Annotated in this window: 25 protein-coding genes and 1 tRNA gene; 7 read left to right on the plus strand and 19 right to left on the minus strand. The window is 68.6% G+C overall.

The window, feature by feature from the left end:
• Nucleotides 1-92: 92 nt before the first annotated feature.
• Together FHU30_RS28375 and FHU30_RS28380 are read left to right on the plus strand one after the other, a co-directional pair.
• Nucleotides 93-1,010, plus strand: a complete 918-nt coding sequence (locus FHU30_RS28375; RefSeq protein ID WP_253879827.1) for a metallophosphoesterase — start codon at nucleotides 93-95, stop codon at nucleotides 1,008-1,010.
• Between the two features lie 80 nt (nucleotides 1,011-1,090).
• A tRNA-Pro gene (locus tag FHU30_RS28380) sits at nucleotides 1,091-1,164 on the plus strand.
• 86 nt (nucleotides 1,165-1,250) lie between these two features.
• Here FHU30_RS28380 and FHU30_RS28385 read toward each other — a convergent pair.
• The 9 genes from FHU30_RS28385 to FHU30_RS28425 form a co-directional block, all read right to left on the minus strand.
• Entirely contained in the window at nucleotides 1,251-2,270 is a 1,020-nt protein-coding gene (locus FHU30_RS28385) for a tyrosine-type recombinase/integrase (protein ID WP_253879829.1), read from the minus strand.
• A 263-nt stretch (nucleotides 2,271-2,533) separates the two neighbouring features.
• On the minus strand, nucleotides 2,534-2,731 hold the full coding sequence (locus tag FHU30_RS28390; RefSeq protein WP_253879831.1) for a helix-turn-helix domain-containing protein: 198 nt from the start codon (nucleotides 2,729-2,731) through the stop codon (nucleotides 2,534-2,536).
• Between the two features lie 7 nt (nucleotides 2,732-2,738).
• Nucleotides 2,739-4,127 (minus strand): replication initiator, encoded by a 1,389-nt coding sequence (locus tag FHU30_RS28395; RefSeq protein WP_308211413.1) that lies wholly within the window; start codon nucleotides 4,125-4,127, stop codon nucleotides 2,739-2,741.
• A gap of 105 nt (nucleotides 4,128-4,232) precedes the next feature.
• A complete protein-coding gene (locus tag FHU30_RS28400; protein WP_253879835.1) occupies nucleotides 4,233-4,391 on the minus strand; it encodes a hypothetical protein in 159 nt (52 codons plus the stop codon).
• 131 nt (nucleotides 4,392-4,522) lie between these two features.
• The gene (locus FHU30_RS28405) at nucleotides 4,523-4,915 is read right to left on the minus strand and encodes a hypothetical protein (RefSeq protein WP_253879837.1); all 393 of its coding nucleotides are present in this window, start codon (nucleotides 4,913-4,915) and stop codon (nucleotides 4,523-4,525) included.
• A 17-nt stretch (nucleotides 4,916-4,932) separates the two neighbouring features.
• Nucleotides 4,933-5,628, minus strand: coding sequence for a DUF2637 domain-containing protein (locus FHU30_RS28410; RefSeq protein WP_308211414.1), 696 nt, complete (start codon nucleotides 5,626-5,628; stop codon nucleotides 4,933-4,935).
• A gap of 38 nt (nucleotides 5,629-5,666) precedes the next feature.
• A complete protein-coding gene (locus tag FHU30_RS28415; protein WP_253879841.1) occupies nucleotides 5,667-5,891 on the minus strand; it encodes a hypothetical protein in 225 nt (74 codons plus the stop codon).
• Nucleotides 5,892-5,966: 75 nt separating this feature from the next.
• Nucleotides 5,967-7,307, minus strand: coding sequence for an FtsK/SpoIIIE domain-containing protein (locus FHU30_RS28420; RefSeq protein WP_253879843.1), 1,341 nt, complete (start codon nucleotides 7,305-7,307; stop codon nucleotides 5,967-5,969).
• 1 nt (nucleotide 7,308) lies between these two features.
• Entirely contained in the window at nucleotides 7,309-7,650 is a 342-nt protein-coding gene (locus tag FHU30_RS28425; protein WP_253879845.1) for an SCO3933 family regulatory protein, read from the minus strand.
• 143 nt (nucleotides 7,651-7,793) lie between these two features.
• On the opposite strand from FHU30_RS28425, the gene FHU30_RS28430 reads away from it, so the two are divergent.
• Nucleotides 7,794-8,156, plus strand: coding sequence for a GntR family transcriptional regulator (locus tag FHU30_RS28430; RefSeq protein ID WP_253879847.1), 363 nt, complete (start codon nucleotides 7,794-7,796; stop codon nucleotides 8,154-8,156).
• Nucleotides 8,157-8,387: 231 nt separating this feature from the next.
• Here the strand turns inward: FHU30_RS28430 and FHU30_RS28435 are convergent, their stop codons facing one another.
• The 5 genes from FHU30_RS28435 to FHU30_RS28455 form a co-directional block, all read right to left on the minus strand.
• Nucleotides 8,388-9,605, minus strand: a complete 1,218-nt coding sequence (locus tag FHU30_RS28435) for a helix-turn-helix domain-containing protein (RefSeq protein WP_253879848.1) — start codon at nucleotides 9,603-9,605, stop codon at nucleotides 8,388-8,390.
• 841 nt (nucleotides 9,606-10,446) lie between these two features.
• Complete coding sequence (locus FHU30_RS28440) at nucleotides 10,447-10,782, minus strand: hypothetical protein (protein ID WP_253879850.1); 336 nt, start codon at nucleotides 10,780-10,782, stop codon at nucleotides 10,447-10,449.
• A gap of 59 nt (nucleotides 10,783-10,841) precedes the next feature.
• The gene (locus FHU30_RS28445; protein WP_253879851.1) at nucleotides 10,842-11,201 is read right to left on the minus strand and encodes a hypothetical protein; all 360 of its coding nucleotides are present in this window, start codon (nucleotides 11,199-11,201) and stop codon (nucleotides 10,842-10,844) included.
• A gap of 5 nt (nucleotides 11,202-11,206) precedes the next feature.
• Nucleotides 11,207-11,506 (minus strand): hypothetical protein, encoded by a 300-nt coding sequence (locus FHU30_RS28450; protein WP_253879853.1) that lies wholly within the window; start codon nucleotides 11,504-11,506, stop codon nucleotides 11,207-11,209.
• Between the two features lie 1,219 nt (nucleotides 11,507-12,725).
• Nucleotides 12,726-14,387, minus strand: coding sequence for a hypothetical protein (locus FHU30_RS28455; protein WP_253879855.1), 1,662 nt, complete (start codon nucleotides 14,385-14,387; stop codon nucleotides 12,726-12,728).
• A 197-nt stretch (nucleotides 14,388-14,584) separates the two neighbouring features.
• Here FHU30_RS28455 and FHU30_RS28460 point away from each other — a divergent pair, with 197 nt between their 5' ends.
• Entirely contained in the window at nucleotides 14,585-15,100 is a 516-nt protein-coding gene (locus FHU30_RS28460; RefSeq protein WP_253879857.1) for a winged helix-turn-helix domain-containing protein, read from the plus strand.
• Nucleotides 15,097-15,672 (plus strand): IS630 family transposase, encoded by a 576-nt coding sequence (locus FHU30_RS28465; protein ID WP_253879859.1) that lies wholly within the window; start codon nucleotides 15,097-15,099, stop codon nucleotides 15,670-15,672. Before FHU30_RS28460 ends, FHU30_RS28465 begins: the two co-directional genes overlap by 4 nt.
• A gap of 26 nt (nucleotides 15,673-15,698) precedes the next feature.
• Here the strand turns inward: FHU30_RS28465 and FHU30_RS28470 are convergent, their stop codons facing one another.
• The 5 genes from FHU30_RS28470 to FHU30_RS28490 form a co-directional block, all read right to left on the minus strand.
• Nucleotides 15,699-16,880, minus strand: a complete 1,182-nt coding sequence (locus tag FHU30_RS28470; protein ID WP_253879861.1) for a serine hydrolase domain-containing protein — start codon at nucleotides 16,878-16,880, stop codon at nucleotides 15,699-15,701.
• A gap of 90 nt (nucleotides 16,881-16,970) precedes the next feature.
• A complete protein-coding gene (locus FHU30_RS28475; RefSeq protein ID WP_253880380.1) occupies nucleotides 16,971-17,201 on the minus strand; it encodes a hypothetical protein in 231 nt (76 codons plus the stop codon).
• A gap of 103 nt (nucleotides 17,202-17,304) precedes the next feature.
• Complete coding sequence (locus FHU30_RS28480; protein ID WP_253879862.1) at nucleotides 17,305-18,306, minus strand: glycoside hydrolase family 113 protein; 1,002 nt, start codon at nucleotides 18,304-18,306, stop codon at nucleotides 17,305-17,307.
• A 22-nt stretch (nucleotides 18,307-18,328) separates the two neighbouring features.
• The gene (locus FHU30_RS28485) at nucleotides 18,329-19,081 is read right to left on the minus strand and encodes a VC0807 family protein (RefSeq protein ID WP_253879864.1); all 753 of its coding nucleotides are present in this window, start codon (nucleotides 19,079-19,081) and stop codon (nucleotides 18,329-18,331) included.
• An 840-nt stretch (nucleotides 19,082-19,921) separates the two neighbouring features.
• A complete protein-coding gene (locus tag FHU30_RS28490) occupies nucleotides 19,922-20,539 on the minus strand; it encodes a TetR/AcrR family transcriptional regulator (protein ID WP_253879872.1) in 618 nt (205 codons plus the stop codon).
• 143 nt (nucleotides 20,540-20,682) lie between these two features.
• On the opposite strand from FHU30_RS28490, the gene FHU30_RS28495 reads away from it, so the two are divergent.
• A complete protein-coding gene (locus FHU30_RS28495; protein WP_253879874.1) occupies nucleotides 20,683-21,624 on the plus strand; it encodes an ABC transporter permease in 942 nt (313 codons plus the stop codon).
• Between the two features lie 454 nt (nucleotides 21,625-22,078).
• The gene (locus FHU30_RS28500) at nucleotides 22,079-22,837 is read left to right on the plus strand and encodes an ABC transporter ATP-binding protein (protein ID WP_372503971.1); all 759 of its coding nucleotides are present in this window, start codon (nucleotides 22,079-22,081) and stop codon (nucleotides 22,835-22,837) included.
• Nucleotides 22,838-22,950: the final 113 nt, after the last annotated feature.

The raw sequence follows: 22,950 nt of genomic DNA on the forward strand, positions 1-22,950 counted from the left end.
ATGCCCGCTGCGCACCGGCAGGCTCACCAGGATTACCGCGCGGCCCGGGACTCTGGAACCATTGGAGCAGGACATCCGGAGGGAAGAGAACCGTGCGAAAGCTCTACAGCGCGCCCCTGGCCCTGGCGGGCGCGGGCGCCGCGACGTTCGGCTACGCCTCGCTCGTGGAGCGCAACTGGTTCCGCCTGCGCCGGTTCGACGTGCCGGTGCTCGCCCCGGGCCGTCCGTCCGTCCGGATCCTGCACGTCTCGGACGCGCACCTCACCCCGGGCCGCCGCCGGCTGATCGACTGGGTCCGCTCCCTGGACGCCCTGGAGCCCGACCTCGTCGTCAACACCGGCGACTCGCTCGGCCACCGCGACGCCGTGGGCCCCTTCCTGGACGCGCTGGGCCCCCTCCTCGACCGTCCCGGCGTCTTCGTCTACGGCTCCAACGACCTGTACTCACCGACGTTCAAGAACCCGCTCCGCTACATCTGGCGGACGAGCAAGTCCGACTATGCCAGGCGCCGCCGCGAACCGGACCTCCCGTACCGCGAGCTGGCGTCCTCGCTGCGCGCCGCGGGCTGGCTCGACCTGAACAACCGGATCGGCCGCCTCAAGATCGGCAGCCTGGACGTCGAGTTCGGCGGCATCGACGACTCGCACATCAACCGGGACCGCTACGACAAGATCGCCGGCCCGGTCGACCCGCAGGCCGACGTCCACCTCGGCATCACGCACTCCCCCGAGCCCCGCAACCTGGACCGCTTCGTCGCCGATGGCTACGACCTCATGCTCGCCGGCCACACCCACGGCGGCCAGGTCTGCGTCCCCTTCTACGGCGCCCTCGCCACCAACTGCGGCATCGACCGCCCCCGCGTGAAGGGCCTGCACGAGTACAACGGCGCCTGGCTGCACGTCTCCGCGGGCCTCGGCACCTCCCCGACGGCCCCGATGCGCTTCTGCTGCCCCCCGGAGGCCAGCCTCCTCACCCTCGTCCCCCGCGAGGGACGGACATCACCGCGATAACCCGTCCACAGCACTCCCCGACATCCGCTAAAGTAGTCAAGGCGCCGGGAGGAACGTACGACTCCCGGGCAGCCACCAACCGGGGTGTAGCGCAGCTTGGCAGCGCGCTTCGTTCGGGACGAAGAGGTCGTGGGTTCAAATCCCGCCACCCCGACGCCATGTCAGAGCCCCCTTCCGATCTCGGAAGGGGGCTCTGATTTTTTGCGTACAGCAGCGAAGTACAGCAACGCGTCCTAACAGCTACAGCTTGAACGCGTCCCCAAGGCGCTTGAGCGCCTCCACCGTCTTCTCGTCGGTGGCCTGGGTGTAGACCTCCATCGTGACGTCGATCTGGGCATGGCGCAGGATGCGCATGGCCACGCGGGGATGGATGTCCAGGGCCGCGAGCAGTGTGGCGCAGGTCGCCCGGGTGTCGTGGACCTTGATCAGGCGAACTCCCGCCTTCCGGCACCGCTTGACGAACTCCCGGTTGAAGTTCCGGGGGTCAACCGGGGTCCCGTAACGGGTGGTGATCAGGAACTTGGTTTCCGTCCAGGCGTCTCCCGCCGCTTTCTTCCGCTGTTTCTGCCGTGCCTCATGCACATCCAGGGCAGCCATGCAGATGGCGGGGAGCGGAAGCTTGGCGTCCGATGCCTCGGTCTTGGTCTCACGGTGGAGGAGTTCACGCCGGACGCGCTGGAGCTGCCACGACACGTCGAGTTCGGCCGCGTCGCGGTCGATTGCGTCCTTCGGGGCGCCCAGGACCTCCCCCTTGCGCAGGCCGAGGATGAGCACCAGGACGTAGGCCAGGTAGAGCGGATCACCCGAGTCCCGTGCGGATTCGAGGAACTGCCGCGCCTCCTCCACCGTCCACGGCTTGTTCTTGCGCGAACGCGGCTTGGAGACGCGGACCAGGGCCGCAACGTTCTTCGAGATCAACTCTTCGCGGATGGCGTTCGACAGCGCGCTACGGAGGACCGTCCAGGCGTCCCGGATCGTCCGCTCAGACGCGAAGCGCTGGCAGCACTTCCCGACCGCGCAGCAACGCCGCTTCTTCTCGTCGCGGCGGGCGTCCTTCCCCTGAGCGCAGCACTGGCACGTCTTCCGGGTCGCGTTGAGCCAGGTCCGCACGTCCCGCACCGTGAGCTTGTCGAGCCGCTTCTTGCCCAGGCCAGGGACGATGTAGAGACGGACGAGGGTCTCGTACGTCGAGCAGGTCAGGGGCGCGAAGTCCGGCGGGACCACGACCTCTTCCAGCCAGTACGAGAGGTAGTCGACCAACGTCGGAACCTTGGTCGCCACAGGGCCCTTGCTCGCTTCGGCATGGAGCTTCAGCCACTTCTCGTGAGTCTCGGCCCGATCCTTCCCGTAGACCCATCGGCGCTTACGGTCGCCGGCCGGAGTCGTGACCCACACGTAAGCGGCGTAGGTGCCGTTCCTGTACGGGAAGATCGACCCTTCACCATTGGCGCGGCCACGCCCCCGGCTCTTGCGCCCCTTCCGGCCCTCCGGCTCCTCTGGCGTAGCAATCGCGGTTCTAGGCATCAGGCAGCCTCCTCCATGAGGTGTTCCACGTAGTCGGCAAGGGCTTCCACGGGGACCAGACGACGACGGCCGATCTTGACCGTCCGGAGCTCGTTGGAGCGGATGAGGTTGTAGAGGGTCCAGCGGCTCACGCGGAGCTGTTCGGCAGCCTCGTTGACGTCGAAGACGAGGCTGTCCATGAAGTTGGGCCTGTCCATATGGCTCCTATTCAGCAGATGGGGAGTTCGGGGGAATGAGGACGTCTCGTCCGGTCAGGGCAGCGGTGACGAGCGCCTCGCCGCGCGTGAGGCCCTGGTGGGCGAAGCGCCATTCGGCGAGGACGGTGATCTCGGCGGCCTGCTCGTCTGGCGGTTGCCAGCCGGGGCGCTGCTGGCGGACGAAGTCGATGCGCGCCTGTCGGAGCGCGCCGAGGGTGGTGGAGTAGCGGCGGCTCTTGGTCGAGAAGTGGCCCCGGAAGCCGAGCATGTGAGCCCACTGGACGAGGCGGAGGTCCGCGAACTCCTCCAGGTCGCCGAGCCGGAGACACTCGGCGATGAGTCGCCGGGCGTGCGGTGTGATGGGCAGCGCGGCCAGGTCCTCGTTCTCGTGAACGCGACGGTCGAGGGTGCCGACGCACTCGGCGGCCTTGGTCGCGTACTTGGCGATGTAGCCCGCCACGGCCTGTTCGGTCAGCGCTCCGGATGCGGTGATGGCCTTGACGTCAACCTGCGTCCCCCAGGTGAGAGACCGCGCGGGAACCTCCGGGCTCTCGGGGGTCGTCACCGAGACAGCGGAGGCGGCATGGCGAACGGCGTCCTCCAGGAGGGTGAACGTCGCCCAGGAGGGCGGCGAGGAGTGCGGCCCGTCCGGTCCGTCGAGGCGGATGACGGCGTGGAAGTGGACGACGCCCCGACGCTGGTACTCCGCGACCTTGGCGAACGAGATCACCGCCGACTCGCGAAACTCCTTCAGCGTCAGGCCCGCAGCCCTGACCACGTATCGGCGGAGCGCAAGCGTGTAGCGTCGCCAGAGCTCCGGCGCAAGCGCGTTGAAGAGCACCGAGCCGGAGTAGTCGTAGCAGTCCGGGCACAGTGGTGCGCCGAGGCGGGAGTCATCTGCCGAGTGCTTGGCGGTGCACGACATCCGGACGCCATGCGGGCAGGTCACGGCGTCGCGGCGTGGGTGACAGCGTTCAGCGCGCCCGCCGGAGCGCCCCCGGTGCGCATGCACGGGACCGAACGAAGGCGCGGTAAGGGTCACGAACGCGGCCGGGTGCTTCGTCACTGTCTCGGGGACGCCCTTGCCACCAGTCAGGCCCGCGCGGATGAGTTGGTATGTGTCCGCGCGGTAGACCTCAGCGCATGCCGGGCAGCGCGTAGCACGACGCGTCTTGCAGGCAACTGGGAGTGCGCCGTCCGGCTCACTGTCGGTCGTGTAGTGGTGGAGGCTCTCCCCCGTCACCTTGTGGACGTGGTCCACATTGCCGTGCAGAAAGATCGGTTGAGAGCACCCGCCCGTGGAGCGGGCGCGAGCGGCCCAGCGGTCGAAGTCTGAGCGGTCGAGAATCTTGGCTATCAGCCGGGCGTCATCCGGCGTGATGACGGGATGAGGCACGATAGGGGCGTCTCCTATCCGAATAACAGGCGGTTGAGGGGATGGCCCCCGACGTGGCGCGTGTGTGCTTGGCGGCTTATGCGGCCACGTCGGGGGCGATGGAGATCAGGAGCAGTGCCCGAGTCCTTCGCAGTGCGGGCAGGCGCCTCCGTAGGCGTCCAGGCCCGTCCCGCCGCAGTTGCAGCACTGCCACCACTCGACGGGCGGGACCAGCGGGCGGGGGAAGGCGATCGCCTGTCCCGTGACGGCGTCCTGGGCAGTCACTTCGTCGGCTCCGCAGGCCGAACAACGCGGACCGGTCCGCATGCCGAGTAGGACCGTCCAGGAGACGGGGGCGGTGGTGGAGCAGGAGCGGCACCGCAACCGCCAACCTTCTGCAACCTTCTCGGCAGTCATCAGGCGGCCCGTCCGGTCTCGCTGGAGTCCGCCGAAGCGGTGCCCAGGCGGTCGAAGTTGTTGGCGTAGGACATGAGCGCCTGATGAGCGCGCTTGGTGGCGTCCGTGATGTGGACCATGTGGTACTCGACGCGGCCGAAGCTCTTGGTCGCGGTGTAGTGGCCGCCGTTGGCGGTGTCGTCGTCCGGGGTGACGCCCAGGAGAACCGCGATGCGGTTGACCTCGGCGCGCCGGGCGCGCTCGCAGTCGTCCCGGTCGGCGAACACCGTCGCCTGCATGAAGCTCGGGGCGGGGACGGCCGGGTTCTCCTCCAGGAAGGTCGCCAGGGCGCGAAGGCCCATGATGAGCCGGAGGCGGTCGAAGAGCTGGTAGGGGCGAATGAAGTCGTCCATGGTGATCTCCTTCGGTGTCAGGCGGTGGCCAGGTGGCCGAGCAGGTCACGGGCGAGTTGGTCGGAGACGCCGAGCCGTGCGCGGAGCGCGTCGGCGGTGATGGGCTGTCCGTGCCGGGTTCGGTGTTCGTCGGCGACACGGCGGGCGAAGGCGACCAAGGGCGCGGCAGGGGCGGGTTTGGCGGGTACCGGTGAGCGATGTGCAGGAGCCGCTATCGGGGCGGTCTGGCGCTCGTCCTCGTCGTGATTGACGGACGCTGCTTCCGGCCGAGGGACGTCGCGAACCGGCAGAGTCGGGGACGGCTCCGCGTCCGCGTTGCCGAACGAGGGAGGCACTGCCGGAACCGATGCGTCGCGAGCCGCGCCAGCACGACCACCGGCGGCCCGACGTTCGAGCATCGACACGGCGACCAGGAAGGCCCCCGCAGGAGTGGCCGCCGTGAGCCAGCCCCAGATGCTCGGGTCAGCCTGAGCGAGGTTCGCGGCCAGAGAGAGCACAACGCCTCCAGCGAGGACGAGCGTCGGCCAGGTGAGCCGCCCGGTTGCCCTGTCTGTGCGCTTGTCCCGGTGTCTCTCGCGGGCCGCCATAACGCACGTCAGATCGATGCAGACCGCGACGGCCCAGGCCATCCAGCCGCCTTGCCCGTGCTGGCGAGCCGTGTCCCGGATGTGGGTGAACGAGCCCGCCGCAGCGATCCCGGCGAGGATCAGCACCGGCCCGGAGTCGGCCACGGCCCCGGCGAGACGCCGCATCAGGCGGCCCGCCGGAGGTCGGTCTCGGCGAGGAGCGCGATCATCTCGGGGTCGCAGTGGTGGCGGTCGGCCCATGCCTCCACCTCGCCGAGGCGAGAGGACCGGAAGTGCGCGGCGCAGGCACCGCATCGGGCGAGGTGCAGGCCGGGGGCCGCGTCCCACTCGATCGTCACCAGGGTGACGGGGACGAGGCACGGCACGGGGTACAGGTGGCGAGCGGGCATCGGAGCCTCCTTCAGGCATGGGTCGGGTAGGGACTCGGCGCGAAGGGGCTCACGCCAGCCGTTGGGGTGGGTGGATTACGCGGCGTTAAGGACGGCCGGACGGCCGAGGAGTTCGTCCCAGGTGGGGGCGACCCGCGCGCAGTCGCGGGCGGCCTGTTCGGCCTCTTCCTCGGGGACGTACACGGAGCGTGCGCGGTGCCAGGTGCCGTCCTGACCGGCGACGACCGCGATACCGGGGGTTTCGGCGGCGATGCCGCGCGCCACGTCCAGGGCGGCGGGGTCGAGGTCGCCGAGCGTCATGTTGGCGGTCTCAGGGTCGTTGACTCGGTGGCAGACGCGGCCGGAGAGCTGCGCACGCAGGGCGGTAACGCCGGGACCGAGGTCAGAGCCGATGCGCTGACCGCAGAGGACCAGGAAGACGCCGAACGCGCGGCCAAGCTGCGCGATCCTCAGCAGGGCGGTAGCCGTCCGGCCGACCTCCTCCTTCTCGGACTTGTCCGCCATGAGGAAGAGCTCCGCGAGCTCGTCCACCAGGACGACGATCGGGATCGGGCACAGGTCCGGCGACAGCCTCCAGATGTTGCGCACGCCGTGCGCGGTGCAGACGGCCATCCGGCGCCCGAGCTCGTCCACCAGATCTTCCAGCAGTTCGACGGACTCCTTCCGTGTGGTGGCCAGAGCGGACAGCCGCGGCTTGTATGGGGTGAACTCCACGCCGCCTTTGAGGTCGAGGCCGACGATGCCGACAGGCTGAGGGGCGAGCTCTTTGATCAGGGCGTTGGCGAGGTTCGACTTTCCGGACTGCGTAGCACCGACGATCATCCAGTGCGGCACGGTCCGGAAGTCGATGACCCAGGGCTCTCCGTTCTCCAGGACGCCGGGCCGCACGACGAGAAGCTTCGGCGGAGCGTCAGGGGTGGTGACGTTCGCCAGCGGGTCACGCCGCGTCGCGAGAAGCGTGATCTTCCCGGGCTTGCGCTCCAGGACCCGCACACCGTGCACCCTCCAGGAGTGCGCCAGACGTTCGGCTACGGCCGCGTAGTCGCTGGGGATCTGGCCTTCGTGCATCTTGACCCGCAAGCGCCAGCCGAACGGCGTCGGCAGCATGAGGCCGAGGCGAGGAGCCTGCTCGACATCGACCATGCGGAACCGCCGCCGTTCGACCACCATCCCCGCCGTCCGGGTCGCTTCTCCCACGACCGGGAGGGAGTCCAGGGTGAAGCGCCAGGCCCGCTTCCTACGGGTCACCTTGCAACCGGAGGCCACGGCCTTCCAGGTCAGGTAGACCCAGACCACCCGCAGCGGGAAGCCCACGCCGTACCAGAAGGACGATGGGTGCCAGTGACGCCAGGCCCAGAGGCCGGCCGCCGTAGCGGCCAGCACGCCAAGCACCAGGTAGAGCGTCGTCTCGCTCATGTCAGGCAGCCACCGCGCTCTCGGCACCGGCGGGGACGATGCGCTCCGCCCGGAACGACACCCCCGAGCGGCTCGTTCCGTTGATCGTCTGCTCCCAGTAGAAGCCGACGAGGCCGAGCGGCGTGACGACCTGTCCGAGCGTGACGCCCGGGTCTCCCGTCACGGCGACCGTGACCAAGTCCACGCGCCCCTCCGCGTTCGCGGCCGAAAGGCCGACCTGGTAGACGGCGTCGCCGTTCTTGTCCACCTTGACCTCCCCCGTCTCCTGGCTGACCAGCTTCGGGCGAGGCGGGGAGACGCAGACGAACGCCAGGTTCGTGATGTCCACGGGGATGTTTCGCATGTCCAACCTCCGGGTTGCTCCGACTTCCTACTTTCCTAGGTTACATAGGAAAGTAGGAACGTCAAGCGATTGACCGGAAGTTTCCTGGGAACGCAGGTACCTACGTCGGCCGGTAGGCTGTTGACATGGGAAGAAACGGGTCCGTGGACCGGCGCAAGGTGTATGTGCGCATCGCCGATGACCTGCGGAACGACATCGCCTCAGGCCGCTTGGCGGTTGGCGACCCTCTCCCGTCCATCGCTCAACTGGTTGAGCGGAACGGGGCCGCGAAGGCGACGGTCGAACGAGCTCTGGCGGTACTCCGCGAGGAGGGCCTCATCCAGAGCAGGCAGGGAAGCCCGAGCGTCGTCGTTGCGATACCCGAGCATGAAGAAGCCGGAGACTCCCCCCAGGAGCCGAGCCAGGAGTTCACGCTCCTATGGGCTCAGCTCCAGGAGATCAAGGAGAGTCTCCGGCAGCAGCGGATCAGGCTGGACGAGCTTGACGAGCGGACGAAGGATCGCTGAGCCGAGCCCTGATCTCGTTCGTCAACCGCTGCATGTCCGCGACCTCAGCAGCGATCTCCGCTAGCTCCCTCAGCAACCGCTGACGTTCGATCTCGGTAAGACCAGTGTTCGGGATCATCACCGTTCCTGACATGTGCCGATAGTTCGCCTTTCACCGTGAACAGGTGTCGAGCACCTCCGGCGAAGTGACGTCGCCGGACGAGACTTGCGCCACACCAGCGGACTACGGGATCAGTCGAGCGCCATCTTGGCTGCCAAGGCCCGGATCTCCCTCCCTTTGGAGTGCCTCCCGCTGCTTCGCAGATCGCGCACCAGGTTCCGCACGATCGGCCGGTTCCGTACGTGCTGAGGCGCGATTCGGTCGGCCGTCAGCAGCGCATCAACGGCCTTGTCTTCCTTGCGGTTCATCGCCATGCCAGCCGCGCGGCAGGTCCAGTAATGAGCCTGCCTCTCTCCCGAGGCGATATCAGCGACCTCTACGAGCTCTGACCGGGAGACGACATCACGTGGACGGCCGAGTTCGAGGCTGATCTCGACGGCGTGAATCCGAGTGTTCACGCGGTTGAACTGGGTCTGGTAGACGTTCCCGTTCGGGGGCAGCGCGGCAGCGACTCGCTCGGCTTCGCCGAGGTGGGCCTCCGCCTCCGAGCGGTTGAGCAGCCGCGAATAGGACACGGCGGCCCGCAGATGCAACGCACCCCAAAGCGCTTGAAGGGCCGGGTCGTTGGACCCCATGTGCTCGTCAATGTCGTCCAGTGCGGCCAGGGCAGCCGACTTCGCCCCTTCCAGGGACGCTTCATGCAGCCAGACCCCGCACAGATCCCACGCGGACGCGGCAACGAGCTCCGGAGCGCCCACGCGATCAGCGGCGACAAGCTCACGCTGTACCGCCGTCCAGCCGAGATCGTGATGGCCCAGAAGGTTGGACGTGACGCGCGCCATGTGGCAGGCCCGGAGCATTAGCGCCTCCGCCCGATCCAGGGTCGAGGCGTTCCGGTCGGCCGTGTGAAGCGTCAGGTCCGTGATGATCTGCGGGAGGATCGCGCCGAGCGCCGAGAAACGCGCGTCCTGCCGCAGCTTCTCCGCGAGCGCCACCTGACCGGCGATCTCCTCCAGGCTGCTCGGTTCCCGGCTCCGAATCATCGCGGCGCCACCCGGCATTGTGGCCTGTTGGAGCGCAAGCCGGAGCTCGGGAATGGTCGAGTGACCCGAGTCGAGTTCGGCCGTCTCGTGCCGGTAGGGCTGACCCGTCAACTCGGGGACCTCAACGTCCAGCACGCTTGCGAGCTTGGCCAAGACGCTCGCACGGTCAAGCGGTAGCCGTCCGTTCTCGATCTTGGTTACCCAGCTGACCGACCGGTCCATTGCGTCGGCGAGGGTCGCCTGATCCCAGCCCTTCCGGGTACGCGCACGAGCGACCCGCTGCCCTGTGGTCATCTGCTCCGTCACAAGCACTCCCTTCGCCACACTGGCAAAGTACGGGCAGCAGCCGCACCCACTGTCAGGAAAAGTGACAGCAGCGGTTCCGCAGCGCTTCTGACCTGGAGAGACTCCATCGCAGAAAATCTGCCAACTGTCACCTACCCCACTGAAGCACAGCCAGGGCAGCCAGCGCCAAGCACAAGTCGGCGCTGAAGGCCGGGTTTCTTGCCCGTGAGCCAGCGAGCGAAGCGAACACGGAGAACGCCACGACCAAGGCGGCCACGCGCGAGGAGGTCGCGCACCTGGCGTCTTAGGAACCTCGGCGAGGCGAGCAATCCGGACAGGGAGCCTCGGCGTAGGTCCCCTCCGCGACAACCACACCCGCACCCAAGCACGTCCGGCACAGCCCCGAATGACGCACAGCCGGATGATCCCCAGCGGGCGGCAACGGTCCGTGAACGGCAGGGTCGTACTCCTCGCCTTCCTCAGGGATCTTCCAACCCCGAGCGTTGTACCGCGGTCCGTCCTCTGCCGGTTCGTCCTCACCGCCGACGACCTTGCGGCCATGGCAGAAGCGGCACATCAGCCGCAACGGCCCGATGCGCTCCTCACCGGTCCCGCCGCACTCGGGACAGGCGATCTCATCACTCATGAGCGTTGCCCGGTCCCCCTACAGTCCTCACACTTGATCCACCGCTTGGGCTTGGCCTTACCTGGTTGCCCATTACCGAACTCCCACCAACCGCCCTCGCCGTTACAGGTCGAGCACTTCGTGTTCGGCATGGTGGCCTCCTGCTCTAACGGTAACTGTGGAACCCTCCGGCCGGACGGGAACAGATGCGCGATGCCATCCGCCGGCCGGAGGGAGTCACTCGCCGCCCTGGTCGTCGCGGGCGTTCGCAGATCCCATCTCGCTCTGGTCGTCACCGAGCCCTGCGAGGGCATCCCATGTCGCGACGTCGGCGAGGTTCAGGATGTCGAGCAGCTTGGGTTCCTCCAGGATCGCAACCGCGAGTCCGGCGACGTACTTTGCCGACCGTTCGTCGTACCCAGCACGCGCCATAGCGGCCCGGTATGCGCGGTGAACCAGCGACACCCGCTCACGTGCGATGTCGGACTCTTGCCGTGCCTTGAGCGCCACCAAGGCGAGCGTCTCAGTTACGGTGCCTCGCCCCATGTGCTCACCGATCACGGCGTCCGTCACGATCTCCGCAACCTCGGATGCGGTGGCGTCAGGGTCGCGCGGCCCGCGGGTCGGCCCGTTCACATCACGGCCCGATGCAACTCGCGGCGGATCACATCGAGGGTGTTCGCCATGTCATCAACCGGCGCGATCGTCCGGCCATCCTGCGGACCGAGGTGCCACACGTACCACCAGCCGCCATCCCCGCCCGCCTGATCGCGTAGGTAGTCACATCGCACCCGCACGGCTGGACTGCCCATCGTGGCGAGCACCAGGTACGGACCGTCGCGCAGCCCCGCCCAGTGCACGCGCAACATGCGCTGGGACGCCTCGTCCTGCAATGCGCGCAGCGCCGCGTATCGGGGCGCTTCCGGCGAGTCGATTGGAACGATCCTGCCGCGGACCGCTTCGGACGTGTGACGGCCCTTCCTTCGCCGCATACCTCTCACCGCCTCCCCTCCGACTCGGCATCAGGCTCGGAGATCCCGGGAGGCATCAGCACATACCTCACCCGCTCCGCGGCACCGGGTACATCGTCAGCCCGGCCGAGTAGAACCTCCTGCGACACCCAGCGGAACCACAGTTGGCCGTCCCGCTCACCGCACCCGATCGTTTCCTGAGCGACTGGAGGCCCGAGGAACTTGACGTGCAGCAACGGAGGATCATCCATCGCGAGTCGCGTACTCAGCCCCTCTGCCATCAGTGCAGCGCCGAGCCTCTCCAGTCGCTCCCTCGGGTCGGCCATATCGCCCTCCGTTACGATTCGCTCACGCAGAACGTACGGCCGAGTTTCTCGCGATCAAGCAGAAATACTGACAGTGCAGATCGCTGACCAGGAGAAAGGCCGGATGCGGCAACTCTCGGCGCAAGCCGGATGAGAACTTTCTTTACGTCTTCAAGGGCGGCCCACAAGCGGGCCGCCGGGGCCGCCGCCCCCGGCTCTTCGCGCCGGGCGTGCGGCCTCTCCGGGCCGGTCCCGGCGCGAAGCCCGTGGACGGCGGCCCCTGCCCCCGGATGCGAACCGTCCACAAGCCGAGAGCAGTTCTCACCGGCACCGAGCCCGCAGCGGCAGCGCCTTGACCGCGACCGCGATCAGTATTCGACGACGAGCACCAGGCCGACGAGGCCGAAGCGCCGAACCACGGCTCAGAGCCGCCTTTGCCGGTCGGACGAGCTCGAACAAGGGGGCTTCGCAGCCCCCTTGACCCCCGCGAGCCGGAGCACTCATTCGCGCGAATCTGTCTGGCACGGGGTGACGACCGTTCGCGCGAATGAGCACCCCGGAACGTCGCTGCGTCTGTGGCGGCCCGCGCGGGCTAGGAACGGGGAAGACCGGCCGTCGCCCCCGTGCGGGTGTGCGCGGGTCGGGGACACGGATGACGGCCGTCGGGAGAGGAGGAGTGATCTTGTGGGGGTAGGTGCGGGGATGATGAACCTCGGGCGGAGCCGCGCACGTGGCATGTCGCGCACAGGGTTTGAAGGGCAGGCAGCGACGAGGAAGCCGGGACGTCCTGTCTCCGCATCCGTGCGGCCTGTGGACACGACGGCACGTACTACGATGAGGCCGCGTACGAGGGCCGCGAAATGCTGTACGTCCGCAGACCGGTTCGCGTGAGGCTTCCCCTGGTCAAGGTGGGTGCCGTACAGCGCCGAAGTACAGCAACAGAGGCTTACAGCCCCGCTCTACCCCACATGTCCGCACACTCGCCGACCTGGGGACCAAGCGAGTTGGACCAAGATCGCCGCTAGTTCGGGACGAAGAGGTCGTGGGTTCAAATCCCGCCACCCCGACAGGTTGGTCAAGGGCCGGCGCTCCTTCAGGAGACCGGCCCTTGGTCGTTTTCTTGGGTCAGCGGGTTTTGCGCTTGCGCGGTGGCAGATGCGAGGCCGAGCGGGTCCGTCGGGGGGATGGCCGCTCGGCCTGCGTTTGGAGACGGACGGTGTCTCGTCTCATGATCGAGGGCTTACGGCTGCGCGGGCACCACTGTGGGCAGGTCAGGACGGGTCGGAATGATCGCTCCTTCCGTCGGTACCGCGTATGTCCGCACGTAGTCCTTGCCGCTCGTCCAGTCGGCGAAGGTGTCCGGGCCGCCACGGAAGACCACCGCGTAGTAGCCCGATCCGTACGCCTTGACCTTCTTGCTGAACCGGCCGTACCGGTCGGTTTTGGCCCAGGCCAGGTGGTACCAGGTCTTCTTGCCCTTGAAGCGGAAGACGACCTCGATGGTGCGGCCGGCGTAGCCGGTCCGCTTCGTCATCGAGACCGCCCTGGTGAGCGACCCCGACACGGTCACGCTGTGGTTCTTGCGGACCTTGCCAGGCGAGACCCTGAAGTGCTCGAACCGGGCGTTCCACCGCCAGAGCTTGGCTGCCGGGCTGAAGACCTCGTCGTTGTACCGGTCGCGCAGCACGTGCGGCCGCCAGAAGCCGGACCGGTTCCAGGACGCCTGGAACGAGCAGAACGAGCCGCCGTACTTCCTGGCCACCGTCCAGGCACCGCGGCCGTCAGGCGAATACTCGACCTGGAACCTCGGCTGGTGGCCGGAGTAGCCGCCGAAGCAGCCGTCCAGTGCCACCCTGCCGTACGGGTCGAAGGTCCAGCGCAGGCCGGACAGGTCGGCCGTGTAGGGGACCACGATCGGCGCGGACGCCTCCGAGGGATCATGGAAGGTGTCGCCGCCCACGCAGGCGGTGACGGGATACGAGTTGTCGATCTTCAGGGGTACGGAGAAGTGCCCGGAGTCGTCCGTGGTGGCCGTCTGGTTGTCCGGGGCCGGGCAACTGTAGCCCGCTCGGCCCCCGTAGTAGACGGCATGCCCGGGCAGCGGCTTCCAGACCCCGTTCACGTTGTGCTCCGCGAACCCGCGCACCGTCGCGGTGTCACCCCAGTGGAGCCGGTCGGGGCTGACACTCACCTTCAACCGGGTCTGCGACACCGCCGACGTTGCCCGGTACCAGAGGTTGCCGCCATCGAGGTCGGGGTTGTCGGAGTCATCGCCGACGTGCCCGTCCAGCCAGTCCTCCCGCGAGTTCTGCCGGAAGGTGTAGGTGAACCGTCCGTCGGCATCGGTGGTCAGTTGCGTCTGGCTGCCCGGGCTGTCGATGTCCTGGACGGAGAGCTTGACGTTGTGCAGTGCGACCGGCTGTCCCTGCGGGGTGAGTCCGGTGATGTGGCCGTGCAGGGTCGCCTGGGGGTTGTCCGCGCTCGCCTTGTCGAGGCTGAGGTCGAACTGCGCTTGGACGCCCCAGAGGAAGGCGAAGGGCCCCTGTCCTGCCGTCTGCAGGCTGTTGCCCTCGGTGTCGGTGGCGGTCACCTCGACCGTATAGGTGTCGAGGACGCCTGGACGCACGGTGGCGATCGCCCGCTGGAACTGACCGACCGGCGGGCTGAAGGTGAAGTCGGTGACGTCGATGGCCGGGGCGTCCTTGTGCCGTTTGGGCACCAGATGGGCTTGGACGGTCTTGACCTTCGTGTAGCCAGAGAAGTCGATCTGCAGATGGTCCTTGTGGCCCGACTCGTTGCTGGCCTGGATGACGGTGGTGACGGTCTCGGCCGAGGCAGGGACGGCCGGGAGCACGGCGAGCAGGGGGAGGGCACCGGTCAGACCGGCGACGGCGCGACGCATGGAACTCCAGCAAACGCGGGGGGCGTCAGATGACCGCGTGATCGTACACGGCGCCACGTCCCGGATCTCGCCCGAGGCCCAACCATGTGAATCGGACACAGGGAGGAGGGCCGGGGCTCCTTTTGGAGGCCGGCCCTTACTGAGGTTTTCGTTAGTTCTGTGGGTGTGAGGGGTTCTTGCGGTGTGAGTATCGTGGCGTGCCCTCCGAGTCTTCGTTGGTTGTTCCCGTGTCCTCGGCTCCGCCGCTGACCCGGCCGCAGGTTGCCGAGGCGCGGCGGATGCGTGCGGTCGAGTTGTTCGAACAGGGTGTGCGCCAGGTCGAGGTCGCGCGGATCCTGGGGGTTCATTCCGAGAGCGTGCGGCGTTGGAAGCGGCTGTGGGAACAGGGCGGGGCCGCGGCGTTGCGGCGGCGCCCGGCCAGCGGACGACCGCGCAAACTCGACGATGACCAGGTCGAACGGGTGCGGGCCGCGCTGGACCAAGGGGCCCGGGCGCATGGCTTTGAGGCCGAGGTGTGGACGCTGGAGCGGGTCGGAATGGTGGTCGAACGCATCACCGGGGTGCGGCTGGCTGCGACCTCGGTATGGCGGCTGCTGACCGTGCGGCTGGGCTGGAGCCTGCAACGTCCCGCGCGGCGGGCGGTCGAACGGGACGAGGCCGAGATCGCCCGGTGGCTCACGCATGAGTGGCCGCGGATCAAAAGGGGGCCGTGAAGAACCGGGCATGGATCGTGTTCTTCGACGAATCGGGCGTCTCGCTGCTACCCCAGGTATGCCGCACCTGGGCGCCCCGCGGCCGCACACCCATCCTGCGGCACCGGCTGAACTGGAAACGCGCCTCGATGGCCGCCGCACTCGGCTACCACGCCGCCGACGCCGACCGCGGCGCCCGGCTGTGCTTCCACCTTCAGCCGGGCAACTACGACACCGCCGCACTGATCACTGTGCTGGAGCAGGTCAAGAGGTTCTACGTCGGTGAACACGTGGTGCTGGTCTGGGACGGGCTGGCCGCACATTGGAGCCGCGCGATGCGTGCCTGGGTCGCCGACCAGCACTGGCTCACCCTGGAACGGCTGCCCGCCTACGCCCCCGAACTCAACCCGGTGGAGTTGTTGTGGTCATCGATCAAGAAACGCGAGCTGGCCAACCTCGCCGGCGACCACCTCGCCGATGTCGCCGACGCCGCCGAACGCGGCATCAACCGCGTCTGCGCCGACCAACAACTACCGCGCTCCTTCCTCACCCACACCGGACTCACCATCCACCCGCACACACCACAGAACTAACGAAAACCTCAGTAGTTGGTTTTGGGTTAGTGGGTTTTGCAGAGGGCGTCGTCGACTAGTTTGTCTTCGGCCTTGACGATGCGGAGGACATCGGCTTCGGAGTTGGCGTTGACGCCGGTCAGGGAGAGGGCGACGCTGCGGCGGCCGTCGGCGGTGACGGCTACGGTGCTGATCCAGCCGGAGTCGCCGCCCTCGTGGCCCCAGTAGCGTCCGCCGCAGGTCAGGGGGCGGGAGAAGATGCCCAGGCCGTCGCGGGCGTGCGGCATGAGGGGCTGGAACTTGGCGCCGACGGGGACGGTCGTCCTCATCTGCTTCATCTGCTTCGGGGGCAGCAGGCGGCCGGCGGCGAGGGCGCGGAAGAAGCGGTTGAGGTCGGCGGTCGTGGAGACCAGGCCCGCCTCGCCGTTGCTGACCAGGCCGACCTGCTCGGTGACGTCGATGAGCGGGCCGCCGGGGGCGAAGCGCTGGTAGCTCTTGGCGTGGGGGCTGGGCAGCTTGGGGTTGGTCCCGTTCGCGAAGGTGTGCTTGAGGCCGAGCGGGCGGGTGATCCGGTCGCGGATCTCGGTCTGCCAGGTGTGGCCGGTGGCGCGCTGGATGATCATGCCGAGCAGGACGTAGCCGGTGTTGGAGTACATCCACTTCTTGGCGGGCGGCTGGAAGTCCGGCTTGTGGCGCATGGCCCGGTCGACGATCTGCCGGGCCGTGTAGACGTCGTTGCGGTGCTTGTAGAAGTCGTCGGCCGAGGTGAACTCGGGGTAGTCGTCGTGGACGCCGCCGGTGTGCTGGAGCAGGTTGCGGATGCTGATCTTCCGGCCGTCGTTGCCGTTCTTGGACACTACACCGGGCAGCCAGCGTTCGACCTTGTCGTCCACGGAGAGCCGGCCCTCGGCGGCCAGCTGCATGATCACGGTGGCGGTGAACGCCTTGGTGACGCTGGCGATGCGGAAGTAGCCGTTCGGGGAGACCGGGCGCTTGGTCTTCAGGTCGGCGACGCCGCCGGTGGCGGTCAGGTCGCGGCCGTGGGAGGTGGTCAGGCGGGCCTGGGCGCCCGTCGCTCCGAGGGCCTTGAAGGCGGCGACGTCGTGCTTGAGCAGGTCGTCCCGGTGCGGGGAGGCGGCGTTCGCGGCGGAGACGCAGGTGGTGGAGAGGGCTCCGGCCAGGAGCGCGGCAACGGTCATGCTCCGCCGGAGGGTCGGTGCGTTCGTCATGGCCATGACGCTAGGTCGGGCAGGGCGACGCGCACGATACAGCGCGCTGGTGAGCAGAAGGGGTAGTGGGCTGTAGTGCGGTGCGGGCGGTCAGGTCCAGAGTTGGCGGAGGTGCCAGGTTTCGGGGGTGGCGGTCACCTCGGCTATGGCGAGGGCGCCGGTGGGGGTGGTGACCTGGAGGCGGAGGAGGCGGGGGGCGCCTGGCGGCTGCCATTCGGCCATGACGCGGCGGACGCCGAAGTGCGTGCCGTCGGGACGGGTCAGGCGGAGCGGACGGCCCGTCGCGGTGGTCTCGGCGGTGACGGATTGGTCGAGGTGCATGCGGCCATCGTAGAACACTTGTTCGAAGATCTGTGGGACGGGTTGCGTGTCGCGGGCCGGCGGGGCCGGATAGGCGTGGATTGTGCGGTTTCGCGGCCGCGTGTCAGGGGGTCGGCTGCGTTGCGTACGCGGCGGCCAGGGCGGTGAAGGCGGCCTTGGGACGCCAGGGCTCGTCCGGGACGATCTTGACGACGCCGTAGGACGCCATGTCGAGGTCATGGGCCGGGTCGGACGCGTCGTGCGGGAGGTCGAAGCCCGCGAAGGTGAACCAGAAGGCGCTGTCCACGCCTTCGGCTTCGAAGATCTCCAGGAGCTCTTCGAGGTAGCGGACCTGCTCTTGCTCGTCACGGACGAATTCGCCCTTGAGGCGGGGCGGATTCGCGTCGCGGTCCACGATCGCCCAGCCCATTGCGCCTCGGTCGGCGGCGCCCTTATAGGCGCAGCAACCGAATTCGGTGACGGCTACGGGCTTTCCGTGGGTGAAGCGGCGGCGCAGTCCTTCGCGGTATCCCTTTGCGTTGTCCGCGTCACGGTAGGCGTCCACTGCGACGATGTCGAAGGGAGTCCAGTCGACGTCTTCCCAGGGGCCTGCGGCGTAGGTTACGGGGCCGTGGAATTCGGCGCGGACGGCGGAGGACGCCTTGGCCAGGAACTCGCTCGTGCGTGCGGGCACGTCGGCCATCTGAGCGTAGACCTGCGGGTCTCCCGAGGCCAGGGCGGAGATCCGGCCGTAGACGTCGTCACCTGGGATGAAGCCCTTGGCGAAGAGGCTCACCTCGCATCCCGCCACGAAGACCACCTCCGAGCCGTCCGCCCGGATCTGCTCGGCGTCCTTGGCGCAGCGGGTGAAGAGGGTCAGCATTTCGTCGGCGGTCAGTTCACAAGGGAACGGCGCGTACCAGATTTCGAGTCCTGCGTCGGCTGCGGCTTTGGCGGCAATGGCCAGGCGGTCGGGGTCTCCGCCGGTGATGCGGACTGCGGTGCAGTTGAGGTCGTTGGCGATGACCCGCATTTCCTGCTGGACGGCTTCCCGGGTGAAGTCCGTGCGGGAGCTTTCGCCGCCGGGGAAGAATCCGGTGTCGTAGTTTATGCCTTTGGCGCGCATCGCGTTTCTCCTGTTGACGTTTCTAGCGGGTGTACTCGTCGACCATCTTCTGCATCGGGTCCGCGACGCTCCCGCCGCCGATGACGGCGGCCAGGGCGATCGTGACGACCAGCAGGACGGTCGGGAGCCAGATCAGGATGCCGATCGGAAGGACGAAGGCGCAGATCACGCGGGTGACGCACTCGGCCAGCAGGGCGCCGCCCCAGATCAGGCTGAACCGGCGCTCCAGGCGGCGGAACGCCGCCGAGTTCGCCCTCAGCCCGTCCCAGGCTTCGATCCGGGCGGGCTGGCCCTTGGTCACCCAGGGCTTGAGCCCGGCGGTCATGAGCGGCTCGGCGCGGAAGGCCGAGATGAGGATGACGATGCCGATCACGCTGCTGATCCCCGCGTCCTTGACCAGGATGAACCGGGCGCTTCCGGTCGCGAAGCCGAGCGCGATCCCGGCCAGGTTCACCAGCAGCACCAGGCCCGCCAGGCCGTTGAACGCGCGGTCCCGAACCGCCGAGACGACCGTCCGGACGCCCGGCACCACGCTGCTGATGAGCAGGGACGGCACGAGGCCGAGCCCGAAGGCCTTGTGCGCGACGTAGTAGGCGGCGAGCGGAACCGCGACGTCCAGAATCAGCGGCGCGAACGCCGCCCGCGGCCCCGGCGCGGTCGCGCCGCTCTGCTGGCTCGCACCCTGCCGGAACTCGCTCTGCGGAGTCGCGGCCTGCGGGGTCGCGCTCTGCGGGGTCGTGGGCTGTGCGATGTCCGCGGAGTCGGGCTGCGCCATCCTGAGTCCTTCACTTCGCTGAGGCCGTGTTCCTTCGTACGGCTTCAGCTTCGAGCATCAGGCCAGGTCGGCGGCACCGCCGTCCATCCAGTGATCGCCAGTACAAATGTCCTACCCGCCCGCATCCCCGAAGCGACGCAAGCCCGCGACCACAGCAGCAACACCCCGCGCGTAAGCCCGGACGCGCGTTCAGCCCGCACGCGCGCGGACGCGCGTGACCGAGCGGACGCCCGTGACCGAGCGGACGTGCGTGAGCGCGGACGGGCGTAACCGAGCGGGCGTGCGCGGGCGTGCGTGTGACCGAGCGGGCGTGCGCGTGACTGCGCGGGCTGCGGGAGCGCGGGCGTGCGGGAGCGCGGGAGCGCGCACGTGCGGGAGCGCGCACGTGCGTGAGCGCCGACGCGCGTGAGCGCCGACGTGCGTTACCGAGCGGGCGTGCGCAGGCGTGCCTGAGCGCGGACCTGCATGAGCGCGCGCGTGCGTGAGCGCGCACGTGCGTGAACGCGGACGCGCGTGTGACCACGCGGATGCGCGTGAGTGCCGACGTGCGTGAGCGCGCACGTGCGTGAACGCGGACGCGCGTGTGACCACGCGGATGCGCGTGAGTGCCGACGTGCGTGAGCGCGCACGTGCGTGAACGCGGACGCGCGTGTGACCACGCGGATGCGCGTGAGTGCCGACGTGCGTGAGCGCGCACGTGCGTGAGCGCGGGGACGTGCGTGTGACCGAGCGGGCGTGCGCGGGTGTGCGTGTGACCGGGCGGGCGTATGTGAGCGTGGACCTGCGTTGGTGGGTGGGCGTGCGGAAGCGGCGGCGCGTGTCCGTGTGTGGGGGCGGGTGTTAGGGGCGGCGGACGGTCTGGGTGAGTTTGTCGACGACGGTGACGGCCAGGTCGTCCAGGTAGGCGGACGTCGGGGCGGTGCGGAGGACGGTCAGGCGCCAGTACAGCGGGCCCATCAGGAGGTCGAGGACGAGGTCGGTGTCGAGCTCCTCGGGGAGTTCGCAGCGCTTGACGGCGGCTCCGAAGACCTTGGACGTGATGTCCCGCTGGGTGTCGCGGAGCGCCTGCTCCAGGGTCCGGGCGATCTCGGGGTTGCGGGCGGCCTCGGCGAGCAGGTCGGGGACGATCTGGGAGGCCAGGGGGTGGCGTAGCGCGCGGCTGAGGATGCCCAGCAGGGCGCGGACGTCGCCGAGGAGCGTCCCGGTGTCCGGGGCGGGGATGCGCAGGGCCGCGACGGCGGAGACCGCGTCGATGACCAGTTCCAGCTTGGACGGCCAGCGCCGGTAGATCGCCGTCTTGCCGACACCGGCACGCCGGGCGACGGCCTCGACCGACATGCGGCCGTAGCCGGCCGAGGCGAGCTCCTCGAACACCGCCGCGCGGAGGGACTCGGTGATGTCGTCCCGCAGGACGGCGGCTCCGCTGGGGGCGCGGCGCGGTCGGGGCTGGGTCGTCATGACGGTCGAGCCTAGCGGAATGGACGGAACGGTTGCGTTCCATCCATCGGCCGCCTACGGTGTTGACGACGCGACGATACGGTACCGTTCTATCCATCAGGCGGTCGCGTCCACTCACGAATGCGAGCGTCGCCATGAGCGCCATGAGCCAGCACGCCCTCGGTCATCCGGGAATCCGCACCGCACCGCCGCCGTCGTCGGCGTCCGCTGACGACGAGGACGATCTGCCGCCGCATGAGCTCGCCGCCAAGTACGGGCTCGGCGTCAGCGGAGCCAGGCCGTCCCTGGCGGCCTACACCCGCCAGGTGTGGTCGCGCCGCCACTTCATCACCGCCTACGCCACCGCCCGCCTCACCTCGATGTATGCGAGCGCGAAGCTGGGCCAGCTCTGGCAGGTCATGACACCGCTGCTCAACGCGGGCGTCTACTACCTGATCTTCGGCGTCCTGATGGGCACCCGGCACGGCGTCACGCACTTCATCCCGTACCTGTGCACCGGGGTGTTCGTGTACGGCTTCACGCAGGGCACCGTCCTCGCCGGGACGCGGGCCGTCCAGGGGAACCTGAGCCTGATCCGCGCCCTGCACTTCCCGCGCGCCTGCCTCCCGATCGCGCTGACGCTCAACCAGCTGCAGCAGATGCTGTTCTCCACCGGCGTGCTGGCGGTGATCGTCCTGGCGTTCGGGGAGCCGCTAACACCGCGCTGGCTGCTCATCGCGCCCGTCCTGCTCGCGCAGTCCCTGTTCAACATGGGAGTCGCGCTGGCGATGGCACGCGTCGGCGCCAAGTACACCGACGCCGCGCAGCTCGTTCCGTTCATCACTCGCACCTGGCTGTACTTCTCCGGCGTGTTCTACAACCTGACCACGCTCACCAAGCACGCGCCGTCCTGGGCCGGGACGCTGCTGGAGGCCAATCCCGCCCACGTCTACATCGCGCTGATGCGCTACTCGCTCATGGACTCCGTCTCCAGCGCGAGCCTGCCCGCGCACATCTGGGTCCTGGCCATCGCCTGGGGCCTCGCCATCGGAATCGGCGGCTACATCTACTTCTGGAAGGCCGAGGAGGAATACGGTCGTGGTTGAGTCCCCAGCGTCCGCACAGCACCCGTCAACGCACCAAACGCCCGCAGCACAGTCCGATCCTCAAGAAGCACCCGCGCCAGCGCCAGCGCCGCAACGCGCGTGGCGCGATGCGTCCACTGCACAGGCCGATCCTCAAGAAGCGCCAGCGCCGCAACGTGCGTGGTGCCAAGCATCAACTGCACAGGCCGTTCCTCATGAAGTGCCAGCGCCGCAACGTGCGTGGCGCGACGCATCTACGGCACAGGCCACGCCCCAAGAAGCACCCGCAACACAGGCCGCACCGCGAGAAGCGACCGCAACACAGGCCGCATCCCGAGAAGCGACCGCAGCACAGGCTCCATCTCGGGAAACACCCAGGCTGCACGCTGCGCCTCGGGTAGCGCCCGCAGCGCAAGGTATGCCTGGGGAAGCGGCGACGGCGCCGGGTGGGACTCGGGAGGCGCCTACGGTGATCGTGGATGATGTGCATGTCGTCTACCGCGTCCACGGGTCGGGGACGGGGCGCGGGAGCGCGACTTCGGCGCTCGGACGGCTTGTCGCGCGCAAGGCCCTGCCCGGGACGCGCGACGTGCACGCTGTGAAGGGTGTCAGCTTCGTCGCCCGGCGAGGCGAGGCCGTCGGCCTGGTCGGGACGAACGGGTCCGGTAAGTCCACGTTGCTGCGCGCCATCGCCGGGCTCCTCCCGCCCGAGCGCGGACGCGTCTACACCGATGGCCAGCCGACGCTCCTCGGCGTCAACGCCGCCCTGATGAACGACCTGACCGGCGAGCGCAACGTCGCTCTCGGCTGCCTCGCGATGGGGATGACGCCGGCCGAGACGCAGGAGCACTACCCGGACATCGTCGACTTCTCCGGCATCAACGAACGCGACGACTTCATCCACATGCCGATGCGGACCTACTCGTCCGGCATGGCCGCGCGGCTGCGCTTCTCCATCGCCGCCGCGAAGGCGCATGACGTGCTGCTGATCGACGAGGCGTTGTCCACAGGCGACGGTTCGTTCCAGCGGCGGAGCAAGGAGCGGATCGAGCAGCTCCGCGCGGAGGCCGGAACCGTCTTCCTGGTCAGCCACCACAACGGCACCATCCGCGAGACCTGCGACCGCACGCTCTGGCTGGAGGCCGGAGTCCTCCGCATGGACGGCCCGACCGACGAAGTCCTCGCCGCCTACGAAGCCTTCACCCGAAAGGACCCCAACCCGCGACGCCGCTGACCTCGGCGGGCACAAACCAGCCGAGGTCAGCCCGCCAACGACGACGGTAAACCCCGGTCGGCGATTGATGGCCGCCCGAGCCAAGCAACCGCCCATCATCCGGACAGGCTTCA

It is taken from the genome of Actinomadura rupiterrae (genome assembly GCF_024172125.1).
Taxonomy (GTDB): Bacteria; Actinomycetota; Actinomycetes; order Streptosporangiales; family Streptosporangiaceae; genus Spirillospora; species Spirillospora rupiterrae.